We start from the raw sequence: 22,849 nt of genomic DNA on the forward strand, positions 1-22,849 counted from the left end.
GCACATATGAAAGCAATTGCTGCAGATAGACCGTTTACATTAGATGAGGGTAATCAATTTTATGAAATGGATATAGAGAAGCCAAAGCCTCAGCAATATGAATTATTAGTGCGTTTAACTGCTATTAGTGTGAATCCAGTAGATACGAAAATTAGACAATCGTCTATAAATGAGTCGCCAAGAATTTTAGGATATGATGCTGTAGGTGTTGTAGAAGCTATAGGCGAAGATGTTAAACAATTTAAGATTGGCGATGAAGTTTATTATTCAGGTTCACCTTCGTATCAAGGATCGAATCAGACATATCAACTTGTTGATGAACGATTGGTAGCATTGAAGCCGAGTAATATTAGTGATGTTGAAGCGGCAAGTCTCCCTTTAACTGGTTTAACAGCTTCAGAAACGCTTTTTGATGTTTTTAATATTTCTCATAATCCAGAAGAAAATAAAGGCAAGTCCATATTAATAATTAATGGCGCAGGTGGCGTAGGCAGTATCGCAACACAGATAGCAAAGTATTACGGGCTACACGTCATCACCACTGCATCTCGCAATGAAACGTATAATTGGTCAAAATCATTAGGTGCAGACATCGTGTTGAATCATAAAAATAATCTGACAGATGAATTTAAAAAATATGAAATTAGTGAAGTAGATTATATATTTTGTACTTTTGATACGGACTTGTATTACGAAAAAATGATTGAATTAGTAAAACCACGCGGTAAGATTGCTACAATTGTTGCTTTCAACAATAAGCAAGATTTAAATTTATTGAAGCCTAAAAGTGTAACCTTTACACATGAATATATGTATTCAAGACCGTTAAATAAAACAGAAGATATGTCTATTCATGGTACCTATTTAAAAGATATCACTAACAAAGTAGAATCAGGCGACTATAAACCAACAGCAAATGAAGTGTTAAAAGGATTAACAGCAGATAATATTTATGAAGCGCATAAAAAAATGGAAAACCACAGCATGGTTGGCAAATTAGTTATTTCTATTTAGTAAAAGTGCACGATGTTATAAATATGAACACTGCTATTGAGAAATTCTTATTGTTAAGCAATACTATAAAAGTTTAACAGCTTTCAATAAAATAGCTGCTACAAAGGAGCAAAGACAATCAAAACAATATATTTGATTGTTATTTTGCTCCTTTATTTTTTCAAAGTAACGGTTTCTCACAATATCAATATCGAAAATTATTACTTTTGAATATACGCACAATTTAAGATATAAAATGTATAAATTAAAGTGTTAAATACAATTAAATTCATAAATTACGCATATTACCACGATGTAAGGGTATATATGACACATAAAGTAAAGGGAGAGTGTCATGTTAATATGCGTCTTAAAAAATTAACAGTAGTTTTTTGGGTAGCGCTAACGATTTGTACGCTATTTGTTATTTATGGCGCAATTGCGCCTAAACAATTAGAATCGGTTACACAAGCGATTACCAATTTTATTGCAGTAAATTTTGGATGGTATTATTTACTATTAGTATTAGCTATTTTAGTTGTATCTATTTATTTATTATTTTCTAGATATTCAACAATAACTTTAGGAGAAGAAGGAGAAGACCCAGAATTTTCACTAAAATCATGGTTTGCAATGTTGTTTAGTGCGGGTATGGGGATTGGTTTAGTATTTTGGACAACAGCTGAACCTATCAGTCATGCATTTACATTAACACCGATACATAAAGCAGGAACACAAACTGCTATAAATGAAGCGATGCAGTTCTCATTTTTCCACTGGGGTATACATGCATGGGCAGTGTACGGAATTGTTGGACTTGTGTTTGCATACTTTAATTTTCATAAAGGTTATCCTGGATTAGTGAGTGCTACATTAAGACCAGTTTTAGGAGAAAAGATGATGCGTGGGCCAATAGGTGGCGCAATCGATGTGCTTGCAATTATCGCCACAGTGACTGGTGTTGCTGCGACACTTGGATTTGGTGCATTACAAATTAATGAAGGTCTAAATTTTTTATTTAAAATACCTTCTAATTTTGGTACACAAGTTGTGATTATTGTTATTGCTACAGTGTTATTTACGTGGTCTGCTTGGTCAGGTATTGATAAAGGCATTAAAAACTTAAGTAATATTAATATGTTTTTAGCTTTTGTAGTATTAATCGCATTATTTTGTGTCGGACCTACGTTAAACATTTTAAATACGTTTACTAACTCATTGGGAGATTATATTGCTAATTTCTTTAACATGAGTTTACGTATTCCACAATCAGGTGGGGAGAAATTCCAATGGTTGCAACAGTGGACAATTTTCTACTGGGCATGGTGGGTCTCTTGGGCACCTTTTGTTGGCATATTCATTGCTCGAGTTTCTCGAGGTAGAACAATTAAAGAATTTATTTTAGGTGTACTTTTTGTACCTGCACTTGTTTGTTTTTTATTCTTTGCAGTGTTCGGGGCGTCAGCGATTTATTTACAGCAAAATGGCATTGCCAACATTGCTAAAGAGGCAACTGAAACTGCAACATTTGCAACACTTGAGCATTTTCCATTAGGATTTTTACTCAGTATTATTACACTCATTGTAATTATGATTTTCTTTGTTACTTCAGCAGACTCTGCAACTTATGTGCTAGGTATGTTGAGTTCTAAAGGGAGTATTAATCCATCTGGCGTAGTAAAAGTAAGTTGGGGTGTTATTTTAGCACTATTTGCTATGATTATGATTTATACAGGTGGTACACAGTCAATACAAAACTTATTAATCATAGCAGCATTACCTTTTTCAATCGTTATTATCTTTATGATTTGGTCGTTATTCAAATCATTATCAATTGAAAAACCACGGCCTAGCAATAAATTACTTGTTTCAGATGAAAAATATTTACAATATCGAAAAGCGAGTCAAGACCATGAAAAAAATAGTCAATCACAAACGCATCACGACAGTAATTAAAATTATTTTACCAAATACATTATAATTTCAATTTAAAATGTTTTTACTTTTATTTAACGGGGTATAAAGATGTATGACATGTACATATAATTTAACTATAGGAGGTGTCATACGAGGTGAAGCGAATTAAAAATTTTATACTAGGTCTATTAATCGTAGTCATCGTTGGTTTTTTACTATTTATGTATATCAAAGATTCTAGAATTAGTGAGTACCAAGACTACTTCAAGCAATTTAATTGGTTTGAACCGACGCTTATTGGCTTAGCAGCCCTACTGATTTTAATAGGTCTAATACTTGTATTTAGCTTGTTTAAACCTACGTACAGAAAACCTGGACTTTATAAAGACTATGAAGATGGACATATTTATGTATCAAGAAAAGCAGTTGAAAAATCTGCATACGATACACTTGTAAAATATGACCAAATTCGTCAACCAAATGTTATAGCGAAACTATATAACAAGAAAAAGAAATCACATATTGCTTTAAAAGCGGATTTCTTTGTTCCAGGTGATGTTCAAGTTGGTTCATTGACAGAAGAAGTAAGAAATGACATTAAACAAAATGTTGAGCATTTCACAGAATTACCAGTTTCAAAATTAGAGATTAATGTTAGAGATCAAAAAGCCTCAGGCAAACGTGTGTTGTAAGGGAGGGTTATCATGGCTAACAATAATAACCAACAAAGACAAGATTCTACACAAGAAGTTGTTGATTTTTTCAAAACGTTTAAATGGAGAATAATTGGATTTTTAGCATTTCTAATTATCGCTATCTTATTTTTAACGTTAGGTTTCTGGAGTACAATATTAATAATTGTTTTATGTTTAATTGGTATTGGTATTGGGTATACTAAAGACCGTAAGCAGGATTTTTTGAATTTCTTAAATCGATGGAGTTAATTAATTTAAAATAGTAAATTAATCATTTTAAAATCTTATATAAAAAAGGAGAATTAATTATGGCAGTAGATAATAATAAAGCAAAACAAGCATATGATAATCAAACTGGAGTAAAAGAAAAAGAGCAAGAACAGCAACAACAGCAACAACAACAGCAACAAGAACCAGAATTCACTAATAAGTTAACTTTCTCAGACGAAGTTATTGAAAAAATTGCTGGTATTGCTGCACGCGAAGTAAATGGTATTTTAGAAATGAAAGGCGGCTTCGTTGATAACATTTCTAGTTCATTTGGTAGCAGTAACAACGTAACACAAGGTGTTAGCGTTGAAGTAGGCGAAAAACAAGCGGCAGTTGATTTAAAAGTTATTTTAGAATATGGTGAATCTGCACCTAAAATCTTCCGCAAAGTGACAGACTTAGTAAAAGAACAAGTTAAATATATTACTGGTCTTGAAGTTGTAGAAGTGAATATGCGTGTTGAAGACGTGATGACTAGAAAAGAATGGTCACAAAAAAATGAAAAAAGCCAAGATTCAAACAACGAAAATAAAGGCTTACAATAATGCTTAATACAAAACTACCGGTAAAGTAATTACTTTACCGGTAGTTTTTTTGTACGTTCATATAGCGTATTTTTATTCCTGATATAATGGATTGCTAACCTTGATATAAGTATAATAATCCGCTTCATCTGTGAGGCGCATCGTTGTAACACATTTATAATCTATTTTTGGTGCCAATAGAATTGATTTAATATTTTCTACGCGTTGTTGGTCATCTATATCATTTGCAATAACTTTTAATTTAGCAATTAAAATATCATGGATCAATTGCCAAAGTTGAGTTTCAAAATTAGAGTGCTCACTTGATTTTGTAATACTGACAATTAATTCACCGAGATGATTTTGAATACTTGAGTAAAAAACTTTATTGAATACTGTTTGAGGTTGGTCAGATAAAATTAAAGATTTTTCATGAAATTTTGCAGTACTATAGCCCATCTTATTTAAGTGCATTTGATCTATACGTAGCCCTTCAAAATCACGTAAATAAAGTGTATCTAAAAGCCCATCTTCGGTAAATGTAGCGATTGAATTTTGTAGATGCGCTTCAAGGGCGATTCCGTATTTCACATATAGAGGAATCGTGATATCTATTAAGGCTTGGCTGTATTGTTGTATCCAAGATAAAGCAGCTATTTCAAAGGTCGGAAGTTTATTTTTTTCTTTATATTTTTTAATTAACGAGACAATTAATGGTTCATCATTATATATAGTTGAAGTAACTAATGCTGAAGGAATGATGGGTGTAGTATCATTTTTGATCAATTGATAAATATTGGTTCTAAATAATGTACCTAGTTGTTCACTTCTTTTTGTTCTGATAGTTGTCTCATCCAATGAGTTATAAAAATGAATACCGGCAAGCTCATCAATTGTATCAGCGTTTATATGCTTAAACAATGAATCATTTTGTTTAATATCATTAAGGATACGTGTTACCTGTGGCCCATTTATTGTAGTTTGTTCAGATAATGTTCTTATCTCACCAGTAATATGAACATTAGTTGATAACTTAATATGAGGTAATTTTTCAGGATATTTGGGCATTAATGTTCTAAATGATAGTCCTGCGTAATATGATTGTTGATAATCAATTGGTATCACTTTCTTGGTATTTAATTCTGCTTTGTACTCCTGTAATAATATATGGTCGTATTGCCATGGATGCACGACCATTACGTAATATTGATTAATTTGATCACGACCAACATGATTCATAACAGCTGCTTCTAACCCTTCAAACATTCTAAAAAGTAAATCATTTTCTTCTTCAATATAAGTTTGAGCTTTTGCTATTGATTTATGTATTAAAATAAATTGTAAGGATATGGCATTACCAAATTCCGCTGAATAATTAATTACAGTTTCTGGTGTCATTCCTTTTCGTAATTTAGCTCCCGGATGAATTGGGTGTCCTTCAATAACAAACTGTTCAGAACTCAAATAACTATCCTCTGAATTTATAATTAAATCATATAAACTTTTTTTATTGTTTTCTAATGTGTATGCTTGATAGCTTAATGCAATTGCCATATTTGTGACACTATTGTTCAAATCTTCATAAAATTGAGTGCTAGCTTCATTATCAAGTTCTGGCGATATTGTTAAAATAATGTTTAATATTTCATTTGGATGTTGTACCCTATTGTAACTGCCATTGTGTTCAATATAAAATGGCCCTTGAACATCTAAGCGATCAAATGCATGTTCTCCTGTTATAGTTGCATATAGTGTCTTATTAAGTTTAGGAAACGCAATGGATAACAATTTACTGTTTGCTGGTAAGTGTTCAATGTTCAAATCTTGATTAGAAATAACCTTACTGTGGCTCCGACTTTCTACTAAATTTTCCCTATGTAATGAAGAAATTAATCTTTGAGATATTTTATCTCGACTTTCTAAAAGCATATTTAGGAACAATTTTGCCCATTGTTCATTGATTGATGATAAATAATCAAATGCATGTTGTTCGTCATTGTTAATATTATTTAAAAAATTGTTGTTAATACTTTTTGAATTCATAAAGCACCTCTAAAAATTATTTTACAAAAGTATAAGATATTTGTATAATCCATAATATCGATAATGATAATTATTATCAATTAAAAAGTCAGGTGAAATTATGGCAAAGTATTTTTTCCCAAGTTCGTTCCTATTATTTTTAGGAAATTGGATTGGACATATCACTTTAAATTGGTATGTGTATACGTTATATCATAACGCAATTCATCTTGGACTCATTAATTTTTTCCGTCTTGTACCTATTTTACTCATAAGTGTATGGGCTGGTGCATTAGCAGATCGATGTAATAGGGGGAAATTATTGAAAATAACTATCTCTTCTTCTTTCTTACTTACCACTTTATTGTGTGTCTTAATCTTTCAAGAATGGGATATACCGATTGTAGTATTTTTATTATATTCATTGGGTAGAGGTATTATGAGTGCAATAGAAACGCCAGTTCGTCAATCTGTACTACCAGATTTGACGAAACGTTTAACAACAACACAGGTTGTTTCGTACCATTCATTTATTATTAATATTTGTAGATCTATAGGTCCTGCTATAGCAGGTTTAGTAATGGCGAGTTATAACGCAGAAATAAGTTTCATTATACAAGCGGTATGTTACTTAATATCTTTAATGCTGTGCTTGCCTCTCAAGATTGAACAACCGAGAGATAATGAAGCACAAACACAAATGAGTATTAAATTTGTGTTTGAATACTTTAAAGATAATAGTGTTGGCACTAGGATATTTGTAACATCTTTATTTATAATGGCTAGTGGTTTTACATATACTTCATTATTACCAGTTTTAACAGATAAGACGTTCCCTGAACAAGTAACGATGTTTGGGACAGCAATGACATGTTGTGCAATAGGTGGTATTATTGCGACGATGATTTTACCTAATTTACTAGAAAACATCTCTATGGTGAAGATGTATTATTATAGTTCGATATTATTTGGCGTTTCTTTATTAGGTAGTATTAGCCAGAATATTGTTGTTTTTTTTATTTCAGTTTTCTTAATTGGTCTGTTCAGTCAATGGATGCGTACCACTAATAGGATTTATTTTCAACATCGTGTTAAATCAGAACATCGAGGGAAAATACTAAGTGTTGTAATGATGGATAGAGGGATGATTCCCCTAGGTGCCATGATCATGAGTTTTTTAACTGAGTACATAGGTATTATAGAAACCTTCATTATTATGGGATTAAGTACCTTAACGATTGCATTAATATTTGGCACGATTAACAGACAAAGAACAAATGGAGGCAATGTTGTATGATGCATCATATATGGAAATTAGCAGATTTAAATATTCAACACCGCATGTTTAATGCAATTCTTAAAGAACATATTTTTCCTGAGCAAATGTTCTTTAAGTCTTTTGATAAATGCCTAGAACTTCAATACAAAGGACAAGCATTAAATGTTAACTATATAAGAAAGAGTCCTTTAATGCGTTATGTCTTTGAAGGTGAGATACGTTATATTAAAGGTGACGCAAGTTTTAATATTGAATCTTTGGAACAATTGCTTGAATTATTAACAAATCAATTTGATATCCCTATTAGTACTAGACTAACAGCAGAGTTACAATCAAGCCGAGAAGGACTAGCGATGAGTTATGAACATTTTAATAATAGACAATCTAACATTCGTGATAGTTTGAATTTTTCAAGAATGCCAATTACGATCAACTTTTTTACATGGCTCCAACATATGAAAGAAGATAATGACGTTAATGATTTAATTTATTCTGAAAGTCTTGTAGTGGAGGGGCATCCAACGCACCCTTTAACTAAAACAAAGTTACCCTTAACGAATGAAGAAGTTAAATTATATGCGCCTGAATTTGAAAAAATTATTCCATTGAAAATCATGCTTATCCATAAACAATTTTGTATAGCAACTGCGATGGAAGACGATGAACAATATATCATCAATCAAGTCATTCCTGAATATAAAGTTAAAATAAAAGCATTTCTAGATTCACATGATTTAGATTTAGCAGATTATCGAATTATATTTGTACATCCATGGCAATATGAAAATGTTATTCCACAACAATTTGGACATTGGATAGAAACACAACGTCTTGTAGCGACACCGTTTGACTTAGAATCCAAAGCAACACTGTCTTTTAGAACAATGGAGCTACTCAATAAACCATTTCATGTCAAATTACCAATAAATGTTCAGGCGACAAGTGCAGTGAGAACCGTTTCAGCAGTAACAACCGTTGACGGTCCTAAATTAAGTTATGAGCTGCAAGATATGATGGATGTGTATCCTCAATTAAAGGTCGCGTTGGAGCCCTATGGTATATATGCTGATACAGATGAAGATATCGCACGCCAATTAGCTTGTATTGTGCGCTATCAGCCACAAATTTCAAACACTGGTCTCACGATAGTAACTGGAAGTTTGGTCAATAGAAATCCTGTAGATAATCAAATCATTGTCGATAGTTATATAGAATGGCTTGGTCTAAAGTTAACCAAAGAGACAATTAAAAAATTTATTAGTAATTATGCATTAACACTTATAAAACCATTAATAGCCTATATCCAAGATTACGGTGTTGCATTAGAAGCGCACATGCAAAACACAATTGTTAATTTGAACCACGATTTTAAAATGAAGTTTATGATCAGAGATTTAGGAGGTTCAAGAATTGACTTAGATACGTTAAAAGCTCAATTACCTAACATTAATGTTACTAATAAAAGTTTAATCGTCGAGAATATTGAAGCGGTCATAGCAAAATTTCAACATGCTGTCATTCAAAATCAAATTTCAGAACTAATACATCATTTTACGCAATATGATGGTATTGAAGCAGACGAACTATTTGACCTTGTACGCGAAGCAGTTGAACAATCCATTGATTCTAAAAAAGCACATGCACACATACTACGACAAACCTTATTTGGAGCTAAAATAAATGTGAAAGCATTGCTACGTATGCGAATGGAAGGTAAGGTTAAAAATTATTTAACTGTAGATTTAGATAATCCTTTAAGTAATGAGGTGTAATTATGGCAAAAATCAACATAAATCTTTCTAAAATTAAATACAACGCCATGACATTAAACACACTTTTAAAACAACATCACATTGCTTTTACACCTGTGATTAAATGTGTAGCGGGTGATAAAACAATCGTTGAAACGTTGAAAAGTATTGGCATTACACATGTTGCAGACGCAAGGATCAGCAATATTCTAAAAAGTACAGATGAAGCCATATCTTATACATTAATTAGAAATAGTAACCATGATGAATTAGAAAATGTAGTACGCCACGTTGACATGAGCATCCAAACTGAATTAAAAACAATACGACAAATCAATGAAATCGCAAGTAATTATAATGTGAAACATAAAATATTATTAATGGTTGATTGGAAAGATGCTAGAGAAGGTGTGCTGACTTACGATGTAATTGCTTATATTAGAGAAATTATTAACATGCATCATATTTCCCTCAAAGGATTGGCTTTTAATTTTATGTGTTTTAATGCTATTGCTCCAACCGAAGAGGACGTTGAGATGATCAATCAGTTTATAACTTCAATCGAGAAAGAAACACATATGAAATTTGAAATAATCTCAGGTGGCAATTCTAGTATGCTATTACAAATGCTTTATAACGATTTAGGAAAAATTAATGAATTAAGAGTTGGAGAAACTTTGTTTAGAGGAATTGAAACGACTACAAATAATTCATTTGCTACTTTATATCAAAATGCCATCATTTTAGAAACAGAAATTGTTGAAATCAAACCACGTATTAACATGAATGATGGAGAACACTATTTACAAGCAATTGTAGATATAGGAAATTTAGACACAGACGTTAATGACATTAAACCATTACATCATCAAGTGAAAGTTTTGGGTGCGACGAGTGACCACCTTATGATAAATTTATTAAATAATGATCATTACCGTATCGGAGATAAAATACAGTTCAGTTTAGGTTACAAAGCTTTAGCACAAAGTATGTTTGTACCTAATTTAGCTAAAGATTATCAGAGTGATGATGTTATTGAAAAAATGTGTTATATCAAAAATATGAGAATATTGAATAAAATTTGATTTTTATCAAATTTTAATAAAAAAATTATTGACATTGAGAATCGTTATCAATAAAATTAGATGTGTAATGATACATATCTAAGGAGTGAAAACGATGAAGCAGAGATCTAAATGGATGGGTCTATTATTAATCACATTAACGCTTATCCTGTTAGCGGCTTGTGGTAAAGTTAGTGATAATGGTTCTGACCAATCTAAAAAGGACGACAAAAGTAAAAACGGCACAACGATTAAGCATGATGGAGGAACAACTAACATTGATAAAAAACCTAAACGTGTAGTTGCACTTGAGTTTTCATTTGTTGATGCATTAGCGGCATTGGATATTAAACCGGTTGGTGTCGCTGATGATGGTAAAAAAGATAGAATTTTAGCACCGATTCGTGAAAAAATAGGTGATTATCAATCAGTGGGTGCACGTAAACAACCAAACCTGGAAGAAATTAGTAATCAGAAACCAGATTTAATTATCGCAGATAGTAATAGACATAAAGGCATACAAAAAGATTTAGAAAAAATTGCCCCTACGATAATGTTACCAAGCTTTGATAGTGATTATAAAGACAACTTAGAGGCATTTAAAACAATTGCTAAAGCTACAGGTGAAGAAGATAAAGGAAAAGAAAGATTAAAAGAACATAATGAGTTAATGGATAAATATAAGAAAGAAATAACAATGGACAAATCTCAACCAGTATTAGCTACAGTAATTGCCAAATCTGGTTTGCTTGCACACCCAGAAAATACATATGTAGGTGAATTATTAAAAGAATTAGGTTTTAACAACGCGCTTAATAAAACTGAAACAGATAATCTATCTAAGTATTTAAAAGGACCATACTTACAACTAAATTCAGAAGTGCTTTCAGACATTAATCCAGGACGCATGTTTATCATGGTGGACAAAGGAAAAGCTGATCCAAACTTGAAAAAGCAAGAAGAAGAGCCAGTTTGGCAAAGTTTAGATGCTGTTAAAAATGATAGAATTGCTATTGTAGATAGAAATACTTGGGCTCGTGCAAGAGGTATCATTTCTTCTGAAGAGATTGCTAAACAGTTAGTAGAGATTTCAAAAGATGAAAAAAATGATAAACAACAAAAGTAAGGTGAACGGTAAATGACTAAGTCTAATAGCATTAACCAAACCAAAACTGAAGACAAGAAAAATAACAAACGCACAGCACTCACATTTATTGTGAGTGTGTGTGCGCTTTTTGTCATTATTTATTTTAATTTAAGTATAGGCGCATCTCATATTACTTTCAATGACTTTAATGATTATTTTTTTGCGCATTCACAAACGAAACAAACTTTTTTAATACATAATGTACGAATACCAAGAATGTTAGCTGGTTTATTCATAGGTGCAGCGCTAGGGTTAGCAGGATTGTTAATGCAAGCGATGACTAGAAATCCTTTAGCTTCTCCTCAAATATTTGGCGTGAATTCAGGTGCATCTTTCGTGATTGTATTGATTACTATGATTGTGCCATCGTTGTCATCTTATGCAACGATATTAGCTTTTATAGGTGCCTTTATAGGTGGTCTAACTGTCTACGCTTTATCTGGCTCAACTAGAGGGATGACTCCAATTAAGTTAGCGCTTGCCGGAATGGCAATCCATTTATTTTTTTCAAGTATGACACAGGGTATTATCTTATTAAATGAAGATGCAACATCAACAGTGATGTTTTGGTTAGTAGGATCTTTATCTTCGATTACATGGACACAAGTATTAGGTATCTTGCCATGGTTGATACTTGCATTTATCTGTACAGTTATCATAGCTAAACAATTGACAATCATGGAATTAGGTGAAGATTTGGCCACCTCATTAGGCCAAAATGTTAAATTGATAAGAATGATCATTGGTATCTTAGTCATTGTGTTGGCAGGTACTTCTGTTTCAATCGCAGGTCCAATTGGTTTTGTAGGACTGATAGTGCCACATATTGTTAAACACTATATTAAAACAGATTATAGATTAATGGTGCCTTTAACGATGATTATCGGTGCAAACTTATTATTATTATCTGACGTTTTAAGTAGATTGATTGCCTTTCCTTTTGAATCACCTGTAGGTATAGTAACGTCATTTATAGGTGCTTTTTATTTCTTAGCATTTACAATAAAAGGGGTGAGAAGGCTATGAGGCGTCCATTCATATTTCGCTATTTGTTAGTTACAGTATTGTTATTGATTGCGTCAATTGCGTCCCTTTCAATAGGTGCTGTTTTAATCAATCCGTTTGAAGCGGTAAATAGCCTTTTTACGCAAAATAATTTTATAATTAACGAGTATAGAGCGCCAAGAATGTTTTTGGCATTAATTGTAGGTAGTAGCCTTGCTATTTCCGGTGCATTGATACAGGGCGTAGTAAGAAATGCTCTGGCTTCTCCTGATGTGATAGGTATTACCAAAGGTGCAAGTTTATCTGCCGTTACAATCATCATGTTATTTCCATCAGCGCCTTTATTCATATTGCCATTTGGATCATTTGCAGGCGCATTAATCATAAGTTTAATTTTAACTATATTAATATCAAGATTTAATGTAAAGGGCTCTAAGTTAGCATTAATTGGTTTAGCGATAGGTGCAATATGTACAGCAATTGTACAATATATGCTCATACGTAACCCGCTTGACGCTAACACGGCATTAGTCTGGCTAACAGGTAGCTTATATGGTCATAGTATGTCAAATGTGTGGGTGATATTACCTTGGTTTATTGTTGCGTTACCGGTGATATTTTATTATTGTCATCAACTAGATATTTTGACATTAGGAGATGAGATAGCGATTGCACTCGGGGCAAAAGTGAAAAAGGTAAAAGCAATTCTTTTATTTTTAGCTGTCATCCTAGCAGGTGCTTCAATATCAGTAGTTGGTGGACTGAGCTTTTTAGGTCTCATTGCACCTCACATAGCTAGACAATTAGTTGGTCATAAACATAAGCATATTACGCTTATGTCTGGCTTATTAGGTGCTTTAATTTTAATGATAAGCGACAGTCTAGCAAGAGGCATCCATCCGCCAATTGATATTCCTGTTGGTGTCATTGTCGCAATTGTTGGTGTACCATATTTTCTATTTTTATTGAGAAAATTATAAATTTAATATATAAAAGATTGAAAACGAAAGCGCTTTCATTTAAAGTAGAGGCTGAGACAACATGCATTTGTACCAACCTCACTTCATATTGACAGAAAATGACTGAACTGAAAACGCGCTTTAGATTAAGTTTTTCAATTCTAGTCAACCTTATCGGGGTGGGACGACGAAATCTATTTAATAAAATTAGATTTCTGTCCCACTCCTTTTATTAGCTATAAAAAGAAATGACATTAAAAAGACATTAAAATTTGATTTACATATTTATACAAAATAGGTTATAATTATTGCTGTTGCTTTTTAAAGTGTTTATGAAAATATATACACACCTAAGGGGTGAACGAAATGGACGATTATAGTAAAGCACAAATTATCAAAGGAAGATTAAAATTCATTTTGATGTCAGTTTTGGGGATTATTCTATTTTTGATTCCTATAACCGTGACTGAAGATGGTGAAAAGCAAACGACTTTACCAGTGGCATTTTTAGCAGGTCTATTAAAAGATTTATTAGGTGATGCGATGCCAGTGATTATTGTAATAATAATTACTATTTCAGGTGTTTTATCTATCATCTGTTCGACGGTATTGAAAAATAAATTGAAACCTGATGGATTAATGAATAACGCATTTAATGTAAAATTTGTATGGCTTATTTTAAGGGTTTTAGCCGTTATTTTTGTCTGGATGACATATTTGAAAATGGGCTCAAAAGCAATTTATTCAACTGATACTGGTGGTTTAGTGTTCGAAAGTTTATTACCAACGCTTGTATCTGTGTTTTTCTTTGCGGCACTTTTTTTACCTTTATTAATGGAATATGGCTTATTAGAATTATTAGGACCGATTTTCAGACCAATCATGAGACCACTATTTACGCTGCCAGGACGTTCGACAGTAGATAATTTAGCATCATTTATTGGCGATGGGACAGTTGGAGTTTTAATAACAAGTAGGCAGTATGAAGGTGGATTTTATTCTAGACGTGAAGCGACAGTGATAGCTACAACTTTCAGTGTAGTATCATTAACATTTGCAATTGTTGTTGCAGAAACAGTACATATGCAAAATCATTTCTTTTATTTTTATTTATCAGTAATCGTATCATGTATTGTATGTGCCTTGATTTTACCTAGAATATGGCCATTGAGTAAGATTAAAGATGAATATTCCAAAGAAGTATCTGAGGAAATGAGAACTGAGAAGTTACCTGAAAATAAAACTGCGTTGAAACATGGATTTGATATGGCTACAGAAACAGGAATTAGAGCACCAGGATTCAAATCGTTCTTTAAATCTGGATTTAAAACTGTTATAGATATGTGGTTCGTTATATTACCAGTTGTAATGAGTGTTGGGACTTTAGCTACAGTCATTGCGACTTATACTCCAATATTTGCAATCATTGGTAAACCTTTTGTACCTTATTTAGATTTATTGCAAATTCCAGAAGCTACACAGGCTTCAGAAACAGTTTTAATAGGTTTTGCTGACATGTTCTTGCCTTCTATTTTAATTGAAGGTGTGGGCAATGACATAACATTGTTTGTCATTGGTGCTTTGAGTATTACGCAGTTGATCTATTTATCTGAAGTGGGTGGCGTCATATTAGGATCTAAAATACCAGTTAGTATTTTTAAATTGTTTGTTATTTTCTTGATTAGAACAATCATCGCTTTACCAATTATTGCTTTAATGGCACATCTTTATTTTAATTAAATAAAATAAAACACACATGAACTCATATTTGAAATTTTTAGAGGTAACCTACCTTTAAGTCATTTCTCATATTTGTAAATGTGTGTTTTTTAATTAGATTAGTGAAGTTCTGTTAAAACAGTAGCTTTGACAATTTTATTTCCTAAAATAGGAGATGGCTCATCTTGTTGGGAATTATTGTTTTGACTATGCGCTTCTTTAAAAGCGTCACTTTTTAGCCAACCGTTGAAAGCTGCCTCATTTTCCCACCAAGTATTAACATACATTTGGTCGTAATCTGCTTCGTCATCTATTAACCATACTTCAATATGATGAAAGCCATCTAAATCTTGAATTTTTCCGCCTTGTGTAAATTTTGGTGCTAGTTTTTCAGCAAACCCTTTCTTAACATCTATTCTATTAGTAACAACATACATATTATTCACCTACTTTCTAATTGATATTTTTAGTATAGCATTTAACTAAACCTTTATATGATTGAAAGCCATTGTTCAATATTCACTTACTCTGTATATTGAAAAAGAAGTGAAATTCTATTTATCAGAATTTCACTTCTTTTTATAATCAATTAGATTTATTAAATTAAACTTTTAGTGATTATTATTTTGTAATTTCATTATAAACTTTTTGATCATTTTGCGTGTATATAATGTATTCATGATTATCAGTATCAATGATAACACGATTTGTTTTTCCAAATGTAGAACCAATACGTGAAACTTTTTCTCTATCTAATTTTGGAACTGCATGGATATTTTGATCTTGAGAAACATTTTTAATTTCACTTGTTGGAATCTTAATATCAGCGACTCTCCATTGAATTCTTACTTCATTGTTATCTTTTTTTACTGTCATTGCCATATCGCGAACACATCCTTTAAATTATTTATAGCTATAGCATACAATAAAAAGTAATCGTTTTCAAGTGATTGTGTGATACTTTTAATCATTATGTCATACTATTTTATTTTACGAAAGTATGTTCGCATTTTCTATAATTTTATGGTAAAATTTAGCCGAGAAAAGGGGCAATGCACATGACAGGTAAAACACACACATCATGCGGTTTATTAGTAGGCGCATTAACTATAGAATATTACCAAACAGATTTATTTACATCGATTACAATTATGACGCTTGCAGTTATATCAAGCTTATTACCTGATATTTGTCACACGCAAAGCAAGGTTGGAAGACGTTTCAAAGTATTGAGTTTTTTAGTTCGTATACTGTTTGGTCATAGGACATTTACACACTCGTTATTATTCCTTTCTATAATTAGTATCCTTTTATATTTTATTCAAACACCAGAGTATTATTTGGTTTCAATTATCCTTGGTTTGCTTTCACATGTTATACTAGATATGTTAACACCTAGAGGTGTAAAATTATTATATCCAATACCGTTAACGATTAAATTCCCCTTAGTTTTTAAAACAGGTGGCTTAGTAGACTTATCGTTAGCAGGCGCGCTTTCAATAGGTGCGCTTTACGTATTATTCAAATCATTTTTTAATAATCTCTTTTTAAATTTTTAGTGATTATGGTTGTGATTATAATTGTAATAATATAAAGTGCATATAGTGAAATTATATATTCCTATTAGATATAAGATATTATTTTTATCTATTTTGAATATAAAGGAGAGAGAACATGTTAGATAAGAAAGAGTTAGCAAAGTTTAACCAAGAACATCTAATAGAATTTGAAAAATTAATGAGTAATAATGAAAAAGAACAATTAGCTAGTCAAGTTGATCAATTAGATTTAGCTTACATTCAAGATTTATATCGTGATTTGTATTTAAATAAACAAATGATAGATGATATATCTTCAGTAAATGAAGTGAAATACGATATAAAAGAAAATTTTTCAGATGAAGAAATTAAACAATTTGAAGATGTTGGCATAGAAGCAATTAAAAAAGGTAGATTTGCAGTAGTTTTAATGGCAGGTGGACAAGGCACACGTTTAGGATACAAAGGACCTAAGGGTGCATTTGAGATTGAAGGTGTGAGCTTATTTGAACTACAAGCACGTCAATTATTAGAATTGAAAGAAAAAACGGGTGTTTATGTAGATTGGTATATCATGACAAGTAAAATAAATGATAGTCAAACCCAGTTGTTTTTTGAAGAAAAAAATTATTTTGGATATGACAAAGAACATGTACACTTTTTTATTCAAGATAATATCGTCGCATTATCTGAAGAAGGCAAACTTATTTTAGATGTTGATAGTTCTATTTTGGAAACTCCAAATGGTAATGGTGGCGTATTTAAATCACTCAAAAAAGCAGGATATCTTGAAGATATGACAGAAAATGGTGTTGAATATATCTTTTTAAATAACATTGATAATGTTTTGGTAAAAGTGCTAGATTTATTTTTTGCAGGTTATACTTTCCAAAATAGTATGGATATTACAACGAAATCGATTCAGCCCAAGCATGGGGAAAGCGTCGGAAGGTTAGTTACAAACGAGGATAAAGATACAGTGCTTGAATACTCAGAATTGGAAGCAGAAACTGCAAATCAATTAAATAATGCAAACATTGGTATACATATGTTTAAGCTACAATTTATTAACACTGCTGTAGATAATCATTTGCCATATCATTTAGCAGTAAAACAGCTTAAACAATTGGACGATGATTTTGGCGTTATTGAAAATCCTGCTTTAAAATTTGAATTATTTTATTTTGATATCTTCCAATATGCTCATAGTTTTATAACATTACAAGTACCGAGGGACGAAGAGTTCTCACCATTAAAAAACAAAGAGGGCAAAGATAGTGTGGAAACCGCTACAGCTGATTTAAAACGTTTAAATAGGATCTAAGAAAAGGTGATTACACTAATGACTAAACCATTAGAGATTAAAAGCAATAAAGTCACTAAATCATTTAAAAACATCATACCATTAACTTTTGGAGAAGAAATTGGTAATGCAGTATCACATGGCGTAGCTGCCTTTGTTACTTTATGCGCATTGCCATATGCAGCATTACAAAGTTATTTTGCACATGGTGTTTTAGGCTCTTTTAGTGTTTCTGTCTATGTAATAAGTATTTTTTTAATGTTTCTATCTTCAACGGTCTATCATACAATGCCTAATTATTCTTCACATAAATTTATACTTAGAATCATTGATCATAGTATGATTTATATTGCCATTGCTGGAACCTATACACCAGTGTGTCTAGTACTAGTAGGTGGTTGGATAGGCTGGACAGCAATGATTGTTTTATGGGGTATAACGCTTTGGGGCATACTCTATAAATCTTTAGCTAAACATGTCAATCATAAGCTTAGCTTAACGATGTACTTAGTGATGGGATGGATTGGCATAATATTTTTACCCACAATTATTTTCGATACTAGCTTGAAGTTTATGTTATTTATACTATTGGGCGGTATAGCCTATACAATAGGTGCGTGGTTCTATGCGCAAAAAGATAGACCTTATTTTCATATGATTTGGCATTTGTTTATTTTAATAGCTTCTGTTTTTCACTTTATAGCTATTTTATATTTTATGTAATCATTGAATAGATGGACCATTTAAATGTAAAGTATGATTATTTTACAAAATGAATAGGATTAAAAAAGCACTCAAATAAGGGAGCGAGAAGTAAATCAAAAAAGGTTCATTTGATTATAATTCTCGCTTTCTTTTTAATCCCTTTTTATAGGGCAAAAGAAGTAATTTGCAGCAAACCTATTGAACTTAGGCACAATTAGTGATTTAGTAATGATTGATAATGAAAGTATCGTGTTAGGAGATTAATTATGAATATAAAAACATTTGGTGTTGTTGTTGCATTAATATTAATTATGTTTATGTCTGCAATTGAAACATCAATCGTTTCATTAGCATTGCCTACTATAAAAGAAGATTTAAATGTGACTGGTTCAATATCACTCATATTTTCAGTCTATTTTATAGCAATTGTAATTGCTAATCCAATTGTAGGTGAGTTGTTGGACCGCACTAAAATCATATACATAACACTATTAGGATTAGTCTTTTTTACGATTGGAAGCTTTTTTTCAGGTATAAGTAGTACATTTGGTATATTAATTATCTCGCGCTTTATTCAAGGATTAGGTGCAGGAATAATGATGGCTTTGAGTCAAATAGTTCCAAAGCTTGCTTTTGCAATTCCATTAAGATATAAAATCATGGGGATTGTGGGCAGTGTGTGGGGTATATCAAGTATCATAGGTCCCGTCCTAGGCGGTGGGATTTTAGAATTTGCTACATGGCATTGGTTATTCTTTGTCAATATACCTATCGCTATCGTTGCGATGTTATTGGTAGTGTTTACATTTCATTTTGAACATGAACAAACGACAACTTCACATAAATTAGATATTAAAGGGCTTATGTTATTTTATCTGTTTGTTTTCTTTTTAATGTTTACAGTAATGAATAGCAGTCATTGGTATTTAAATTGTATTTCGTTTATTGTAGCGATAGCTATGGGTATGATCTTAATTAAAAATGAAAAGGGCGTAGCGGCTCCATTTTTCCCTGTTAAAGAATTTAACAAAACAATTATACTTGTTTTCATCACAGATTTTTTATATGCAATGATATTGATGGGATATAATTTATATATGCCGATATATCTTCAAGAAGAACTCGGACTATCACCATTACAAAGTGGGTTTGTTATTTTTCCAATTTCCTTTGCTTGGTTAGTGTTAAATTTCAACTTAAATAGGTTAGAAGCAAAAATGTCTAGAAAAGGCTTGTATATATTTGCTTTTACATTATTAACAATATGTGGCATTTTTATATTTGCAGGTACAAAAACACCAATATTTATAGCGTTTAGTTTATTGCTGGCTGGTATTAGTTTTGGAACAGTTTATACGAAAGATAGTGTAATAACTCAAGAAGAAACTTCCCCACAGAATATGAAGCGTATGATGTCATTATATACATTAACAAAAAGTTTAGGTAATTCTATCGGCTCTACAATTATGGGTACGGTTTATGGTTTAACAATCGCATTTATTCATTTACCAATACACAATGTGATTTTACTCAGTTTTATCATCTTAATCGTACTGTTTGTACTTTGGAATACACTGTATAAACAAGATGATCGCAAATTCAATTCTTAGAATAAAAACAAAAAGTTATATGTATTTTAATTATTAAGCAAGTATTGAAGTTTAGTGAATTTTAATACTTGCTTATTTGTATTTGGGTGTATGTTGTTATAATGGTAAAATAAGAAACAGTTTTTAATTAAGGATTAATGTGAAATAAGCAGAAAATAAATTAGGTGAAGGGGAGGACAGTAAGCAATGAAATATATAAAGTATTTATTTACGACGCTTATTGTGCTTTCGGTATTTATCATTTCTGGCGCTATATTTTTAGCATTCTTAGGATTTGGCTTATATGGATTAAGCCGTATCCTTATATTTTTTCATCTAGCATACTTTGGTTATAATAAAAGCTTTTATGATAACTTAATTTATTACGGCAGTTATATCGTATTAGGTTATTTTACTTTATTTATTATTGAGAACTTAATGGATTATTTCAGAAAAAAATTACCAGATAATCCCTATTTTCAAGGAATAACTTATCATTTAATAACATTTGTTGTTACAACGTTATTATTCTATTTTATTGTTCACATTCATTATGCATATATAGATATTGATTTTTGGGTGATTGTTGTAATTATGGGTATTCTATTTATATGTAAAGAAGTCTTTTATCCTGATAGCAAAAATCTTAATCAGAATAAATAGTTGATGATATAAGTGCTAAGAGGTGGTTAAGTGACCGTTGAGCTAACTGCTTTTGTATTACCAAGATTATATTTATACTAAGTGTAAACTACTTAAGCAAAATTAAGTTATGTTTGTTAGAATATTAGTGGATATATTTATATAATAGAGGGGGACGCTTTGTGTTAACGATAGAGCAAGTTAAAGAACTTGTTGGAGAACTTAAGGATCCAATTATTAATGTTCCTTTAAAGGAAACTGATGGAATCGTAGAGGTAACAACAAAAGATGAGATAGAACATGTAAGTGTTAAAGTGGCTATGGCTCAATTAGGAGGACAGCCACAGTTAGATTTACAAATGGCTATTGTGGAAGTGCTTAAAGAAAATGGCGCGAATACTGTTGGAATAAGATTTGAGGAATTACCGTCTGATGTTGTTGAACAGTATAGAGGTAACAGTGATGACCAACCGCAAACAATAGAAGGTTTACTATCAAAGGATAATCCTGTTGAATTTATAGCAATCGCATCTGGTAAAGGGGGCGTTGGTAAATCCACTGTAGCTGTAAACTTAGCCGTTTCATTAGCAAGGGAAGGTAAAAAAGTTGGACTCGTCGATGCTGATATATATGGTTTCAGTGTTCCAGATATGATGGGTATAGACAAAAAGCCAGAAGTGGATGGCAAAGAGATTATACCAGTTGAGAGACATGGAGTTAAAGTCATTTCGATGGCATTTTTTGTAGAAGAAAATGCGCCAGTTATATGGAGAGGACCTATGTTAGGTAAAATGTTAACTAACTTTTTTGTTGAGGTACGTTGGGGAGATTTAGATTATCTTCTTTTAGACTTACCTCCAGGTACAGGTGATGTCGCTTTAGATGTTCATACAATGCTACCATCTAGTAAAGAAATTATTGTTTCTACGCCGCATCCGACTGCAGCTTTTGTTGCAGCAAGAGCAGGTGCAATGGCTAAACATACAGAACATTCTATTTTAGGTGTTATAGAAAACATGTCATACTTTGAAAGTAAAGAAACTGGTAATAAAGAATACGTGTTTGGTAAAGGTGGCGGTGAAAAGTTAGCTGATGAGTTGCAAACAGAACTTTTAGGTCAATTACCATTAGAACAGCCATCATGGAATCCAAAAGATTTCGCACCTTCTATTTATCAAGCGGATGATCGACTAGGTAAAATATATCAATCAATGGCAAAACAAATCATCGACAAAACAAAAAAATAGATTATTTATAGAACTGGGTAGAAATTTTTAATTCTGCTCAGTTTTTCTCTTGCAATTTTTTGAATTGCTGTTAGAATAATTTCTTGTGACCAATGAAAGCACGATTAAGTAGCTTGAAAAGTTTGTTGCAAAAATATATTTAAACTATTGACTTTTTATTATGAAGTTGATAATATATAAAAGTCGTCAAAACGGCAAAACATTATTTTAAATAAATTTTTAAAAGTGTAAAAAATATACTTGAAAAAAAGATATTAATAATTTAATATTGTTAAAGTAATGTTAAATGATTGTTAAGCAAATGAAATCTTTGTTGACAAAGTGTAAACAAAGATGATATAGTAGTAAAGCAATTATTTATTTAAATGAACATTGAAAACTGAATTGCAATATGTCAACGTTAATTCCGATTTCAACATTAAATGTTGAATCAAAACAACGTGTTATTAATAACACAAATTAGTATTTTATGAGCTAATC

21 protein-coding genes are annotated in these 22,849 nt (G+C 31.5%); 18 read left to right on the top strand and 3 right to left on the bottom strand.

What is annotated here, in order from left to right; translation table 11 throughout:
- Nucleotides 1-6: 6 nt before the first annotated feature.
- From KA856_RS04040 to KA856_RS04060, 5 genes are all read left to right on the top strand, one after another.
- Entirely contained in the window at nucleotides 7-1,014 is a 1,008-nt protein-coding gene (locus KA856_RS04040) for a zinc-binding alcohol dehydrogenase family protein (protein ID WP_107383894.1), read from the top strand.
- A gap of 342 nt (nucleotides 1,015-1,356) precedes the next feature.
- A complete protein-coding gene (locus KA856_RS04045) occupies nucleotides 1,357-2,949 on the top strand; it encodes a BCCT family transporter (RefSeq protein WP_107383893.1) in 1,593 nt (530 codons plus the stop codon).
- A 116-nt stretch (nucleotides 2,950-3,065) separates the two neighbouring features.
- The gene (gene amaP, locus KA856_RS04050) at nucleotides 3,066-3,602 is read left to right on the top strand and encodes an alkaline shock response membrane anchor protein AmaP (protein WP_210138507.1); all 537 of its coding nucleotides are present in this window, start codon (nucleotides 3,066-3,068) and stop codon (nucleotides 3,600-3,602) included.
- 12 nt (nucleotides 3,603-3,614) lie between these two features.
- Entirely contained in the window at nucleotides 3,615-3,854 is a 240-nt protein-coding gene (locus KA856_RS04055; RefSeq protein ID WP_019468675.1) for a DUF2273 domain-containing protein, read from the top strand.
- Nucleotides 3,855-3,913: 59 nt separating this feature from the next.
- Nucleotides 3,914-4,420 carry an Asp23/Gls24 family envelope stress response protein gene (locus KA856_RS04060; protein ID WP_107383891.1) on the top strand — a complete coding sequence of 169 codons (507 nt, stop codon included), beginning with the start codon at nucleotides 3,914-3,916 and terminating at the stop codon, nucleotides 4,418-4,420.
- A 72-nt stretch (nucleotides 4,421-4,492) separates the two neighbouring features.
- On the opposite strand, the gene KA856_RS04065 is transcribed toward KA856_RS04060, so the two are convergent.
- Nucleotides 4,493-6,442, bottom strand: a complete 1,950-nt coding sequence (locus KA856_RS04065; protein ID WP_181187387.1) for an IucA/IucC family protein — start codon at nucleotides 6,440-6,442, stop codon at nucleotides 4,493-4,495.
- A gap of 100 nt (nucleotides 6,443-6,542) precedes the next feature.
- Between KA856_RS04065 and KA856_RS04070 the strand changes: the two genes are divergently transcribed.
- The 7 genes from KA856_RS04070 to KA856_RS04100 all read left to right on the top strand — a co-directional run bounded on the left by KA856_RS04070 (nucleotide 6,543) and on the right by KA856_RS04100 (nucleotide 15,366).
- Nucleotides 6,543-7,718: an MFS transporter gene (locus tag KA856_RS04070; protein ID WP_107383889.1), complete on the top strand. Its 1,176-nt coding sequence runs from the start codon at nucleotides 6,543-6,545 to the stop codon at nucleotides 7,716-7,718.
- Nucleotides 7,715-9,472, top strand: a complete 1,758-nt coding sequence (locus KA856_RS04075; protein ID WP_107383888.1) for an IucA/IucC family protein — start codon at nucleotides 7,715-7,717, stop codon at nucleotides 9,470-9,472. Before KA856_RS04070 ends, KA856_RS04075 begins: the two co-directional genes overlap by 4 nt.
- A gap of 2 nt (nucleotides 9,473-9,474) precedes the next feature.
- Nucleotides 9,475-10,536 carry an alanine racemase gene (locus KA856_RS04080; protein WP_107383887.1) on the top strand — a complete coding sequence of 354 codons (1,062 nt, stop codon included), beginning with the start codon at nucleotides 9,475-9,477 and terminating at the stop codon, nucleotides 10,534-10,536.
- A 94-nt stretch (nucleotides 10,537-10,630) separates the two neighbouring features.
- On the top strand, nucleotides 10,631-11,641 hold the full coding sequence (locus KA856_RS04085) for an ABC transporter substrate-binding protein (RefSeq protein ID WP_107383886.1): 1,011 nt from the start codon (nucleotides 10,631-10,633) through the stop codon (nucleotides 11,639-11,641).
- Between the two features lie 12 nt (nucleotides 11,642-11,653).
- Nucleotides 11,654-12,688 (top strand): FecCD family ABC transporter permease, encoded by a 1,035-nt coding sequence (locus KA856_RS04090; RefSeq protein ID WP_107383885.1) that lies wholly within the window; start codon nucleotides 11,654-11,656, stop codon nucleotides 12,686-12,688.
- On the top strand, nucleotides 12,685-13,647 hold the full coding sequence (locus KA856_RS04095) for a FecCD family ABC transporter permease (RefSeq protein WP_107386484.1): 963 nt from the start codon (nucleotides 12,685-12,687) through the stop codon (nucleotides 13,645-13,647). Before KA856_RS04090 ends, KA856_RS04095 begins: the two co-directional genes overlap by 4 nt.
- Nucleotides 13,648-13,992: 345 nt before the next feature.
- Nucleotides 13,993-15,366, top strand: a complete 1,374-nt coding sequence (locus KA856_RS04100; protein ID WP_107385332.1) for a YjiH family protein — start codon at nucleotides 13,993-13,995, stop codon at nucleotides 15,364-15,366.
- A gap of 98 nt (nucleotides 15,367-15,464) precedes the next feature.
- On the opposite strand, the gene KA856_RS04105 is transcribed toward KA856_RS04100, so the two are convergent.
- The gene (locus tag KA856_RS04105; protein WP_107385333.1) at nucleotides 15,465-15,782 is read right to left on the bottom strand and encodes a heme oxygenase; all 318 of its coding nucleotides are present in this window, start codon (nucleotides 15,780-15,782) and stop codon (nucleotides 15,465-15,467) included.
- 184 nt (nucleotides 15,783-15,966) lie between these two features.
- On the bottom strand, nucleotides 15,967-16,227 hold the full coding sequence (locus tag KA856_RS04110) for a SunI/YnzG family protein (RefSeq protein WP_107385334.1): 261 nt from the start codon (nucleotides 16,225-16,227) through the stop codon (nucleotides 15,967-15,969).
- Nucleotides 16,228-16,403: 176 nt separating this feature from the next.
- Here KA856_RS04110 and KA856_RS04115 point away from each other — a divergent pair, with 176 nt between their 5' ends.
- The 6 genes from KA856_RS04115 to KA856_RS04140 all read left to right on the top strand — a co-directional run bounded on the left by KA856_RS04115 (nucleotide 16,404) and on the right by KA856_RS04140 (nucleotide 22,369).
- Nucleotides 16,404-16,904, top strand: coding sequence for a metal-dependent hydrolase (locus KA856_RS04115; RefSeq protein WP_107386485.1), 501 nt, complete (start codon nucleotides 16,404-16,406; stop codon nucleotides 16,902-16,904).
- A 115-nt stretch (nucleotides 16,905-17,019) separates the two neighbouring features.
- Complete coding sequence (locus KA856_RS04120; RefSeq protein ID WP_107385228.1) at nucleotides 17,020-18,207, top strand: UTP--glucose-1-phosphate uridylyltransferase; 1,188 nt, start codon at nucleotides 17,020-17,022, stop codon at nucleotides 18,205-18,207.
- A gap of 18 nt (nucleotides 18,208-18,225) precedes the next feature.
- On the top strand, nucleotides 18,226-18,909 hold the full coding sequence (gene trhA / locus KA856_RS04125; RefSeq protein ID WP_107385227.1) for a PAQR family membrane homeostasis protein TrhA: 684 nt from the start codon (nucleotides 18,226-18,228) through the stop codon (nucleotides 18,907-18,909).
- Nucleotides 18,910-19,157: 248 nt separating this feature from the next.
- Nucleotides 19,158-20,501 (top strand): multidrug efflux MFS transporter SdrM, encoded by a 1,344-nt coding sequence (gene sdrM / locus KA856_RS04130; RefSeq protein ID WP_107385226.1) that lies wholly within the window; start codon nucleotides 19,158-19,160, stop codon nucleotides 20,499-20,501.
- Nucleotides 20,502-20,687: 186 nt separating this feature from the next.
- The gene (locus tag KA856_RS04135; RefSeq protein WP_107385225.1) at nucleotides 20,688-21,143 is read left to right on the top strand and encodes a SepA family multidrug efflux transporter; all 456 of its coding nucleotides are present in this window, start codon (nucleotides 20,688-20,690) and stop codon (nucleotides 21,141-21,143) included.
- A 161-nt stretch (nucleotides 21,144-21,304) separates the two neighbouring features.
- The gene (locus KA856_RS04140) at nucleotides 21,305-22,369 is read left to right on the top strand and encodes an Mrp/NBP35 family ATP-binding protein (RefSeq protein WP_107385224.1); all 1,065 of its coding nucleotides are present in this window, start codon (nucleotides 21,305-21,307) and stop codon (nucleotides 22,367-22,369) included.
- Nucleotides 22,370-22,849 lie beyond the last annotated feature (480 nt).

This window comes from Staphylococcus sp. GDB9P120P (assembly GCF_017893435.1).
Taxonomy (GTDB): Bacteria; Bacillota; Bacilli; order Staphylococcales; family Staphylococcaceae; genus Staphylococcus; species Staphylococcus cohnii.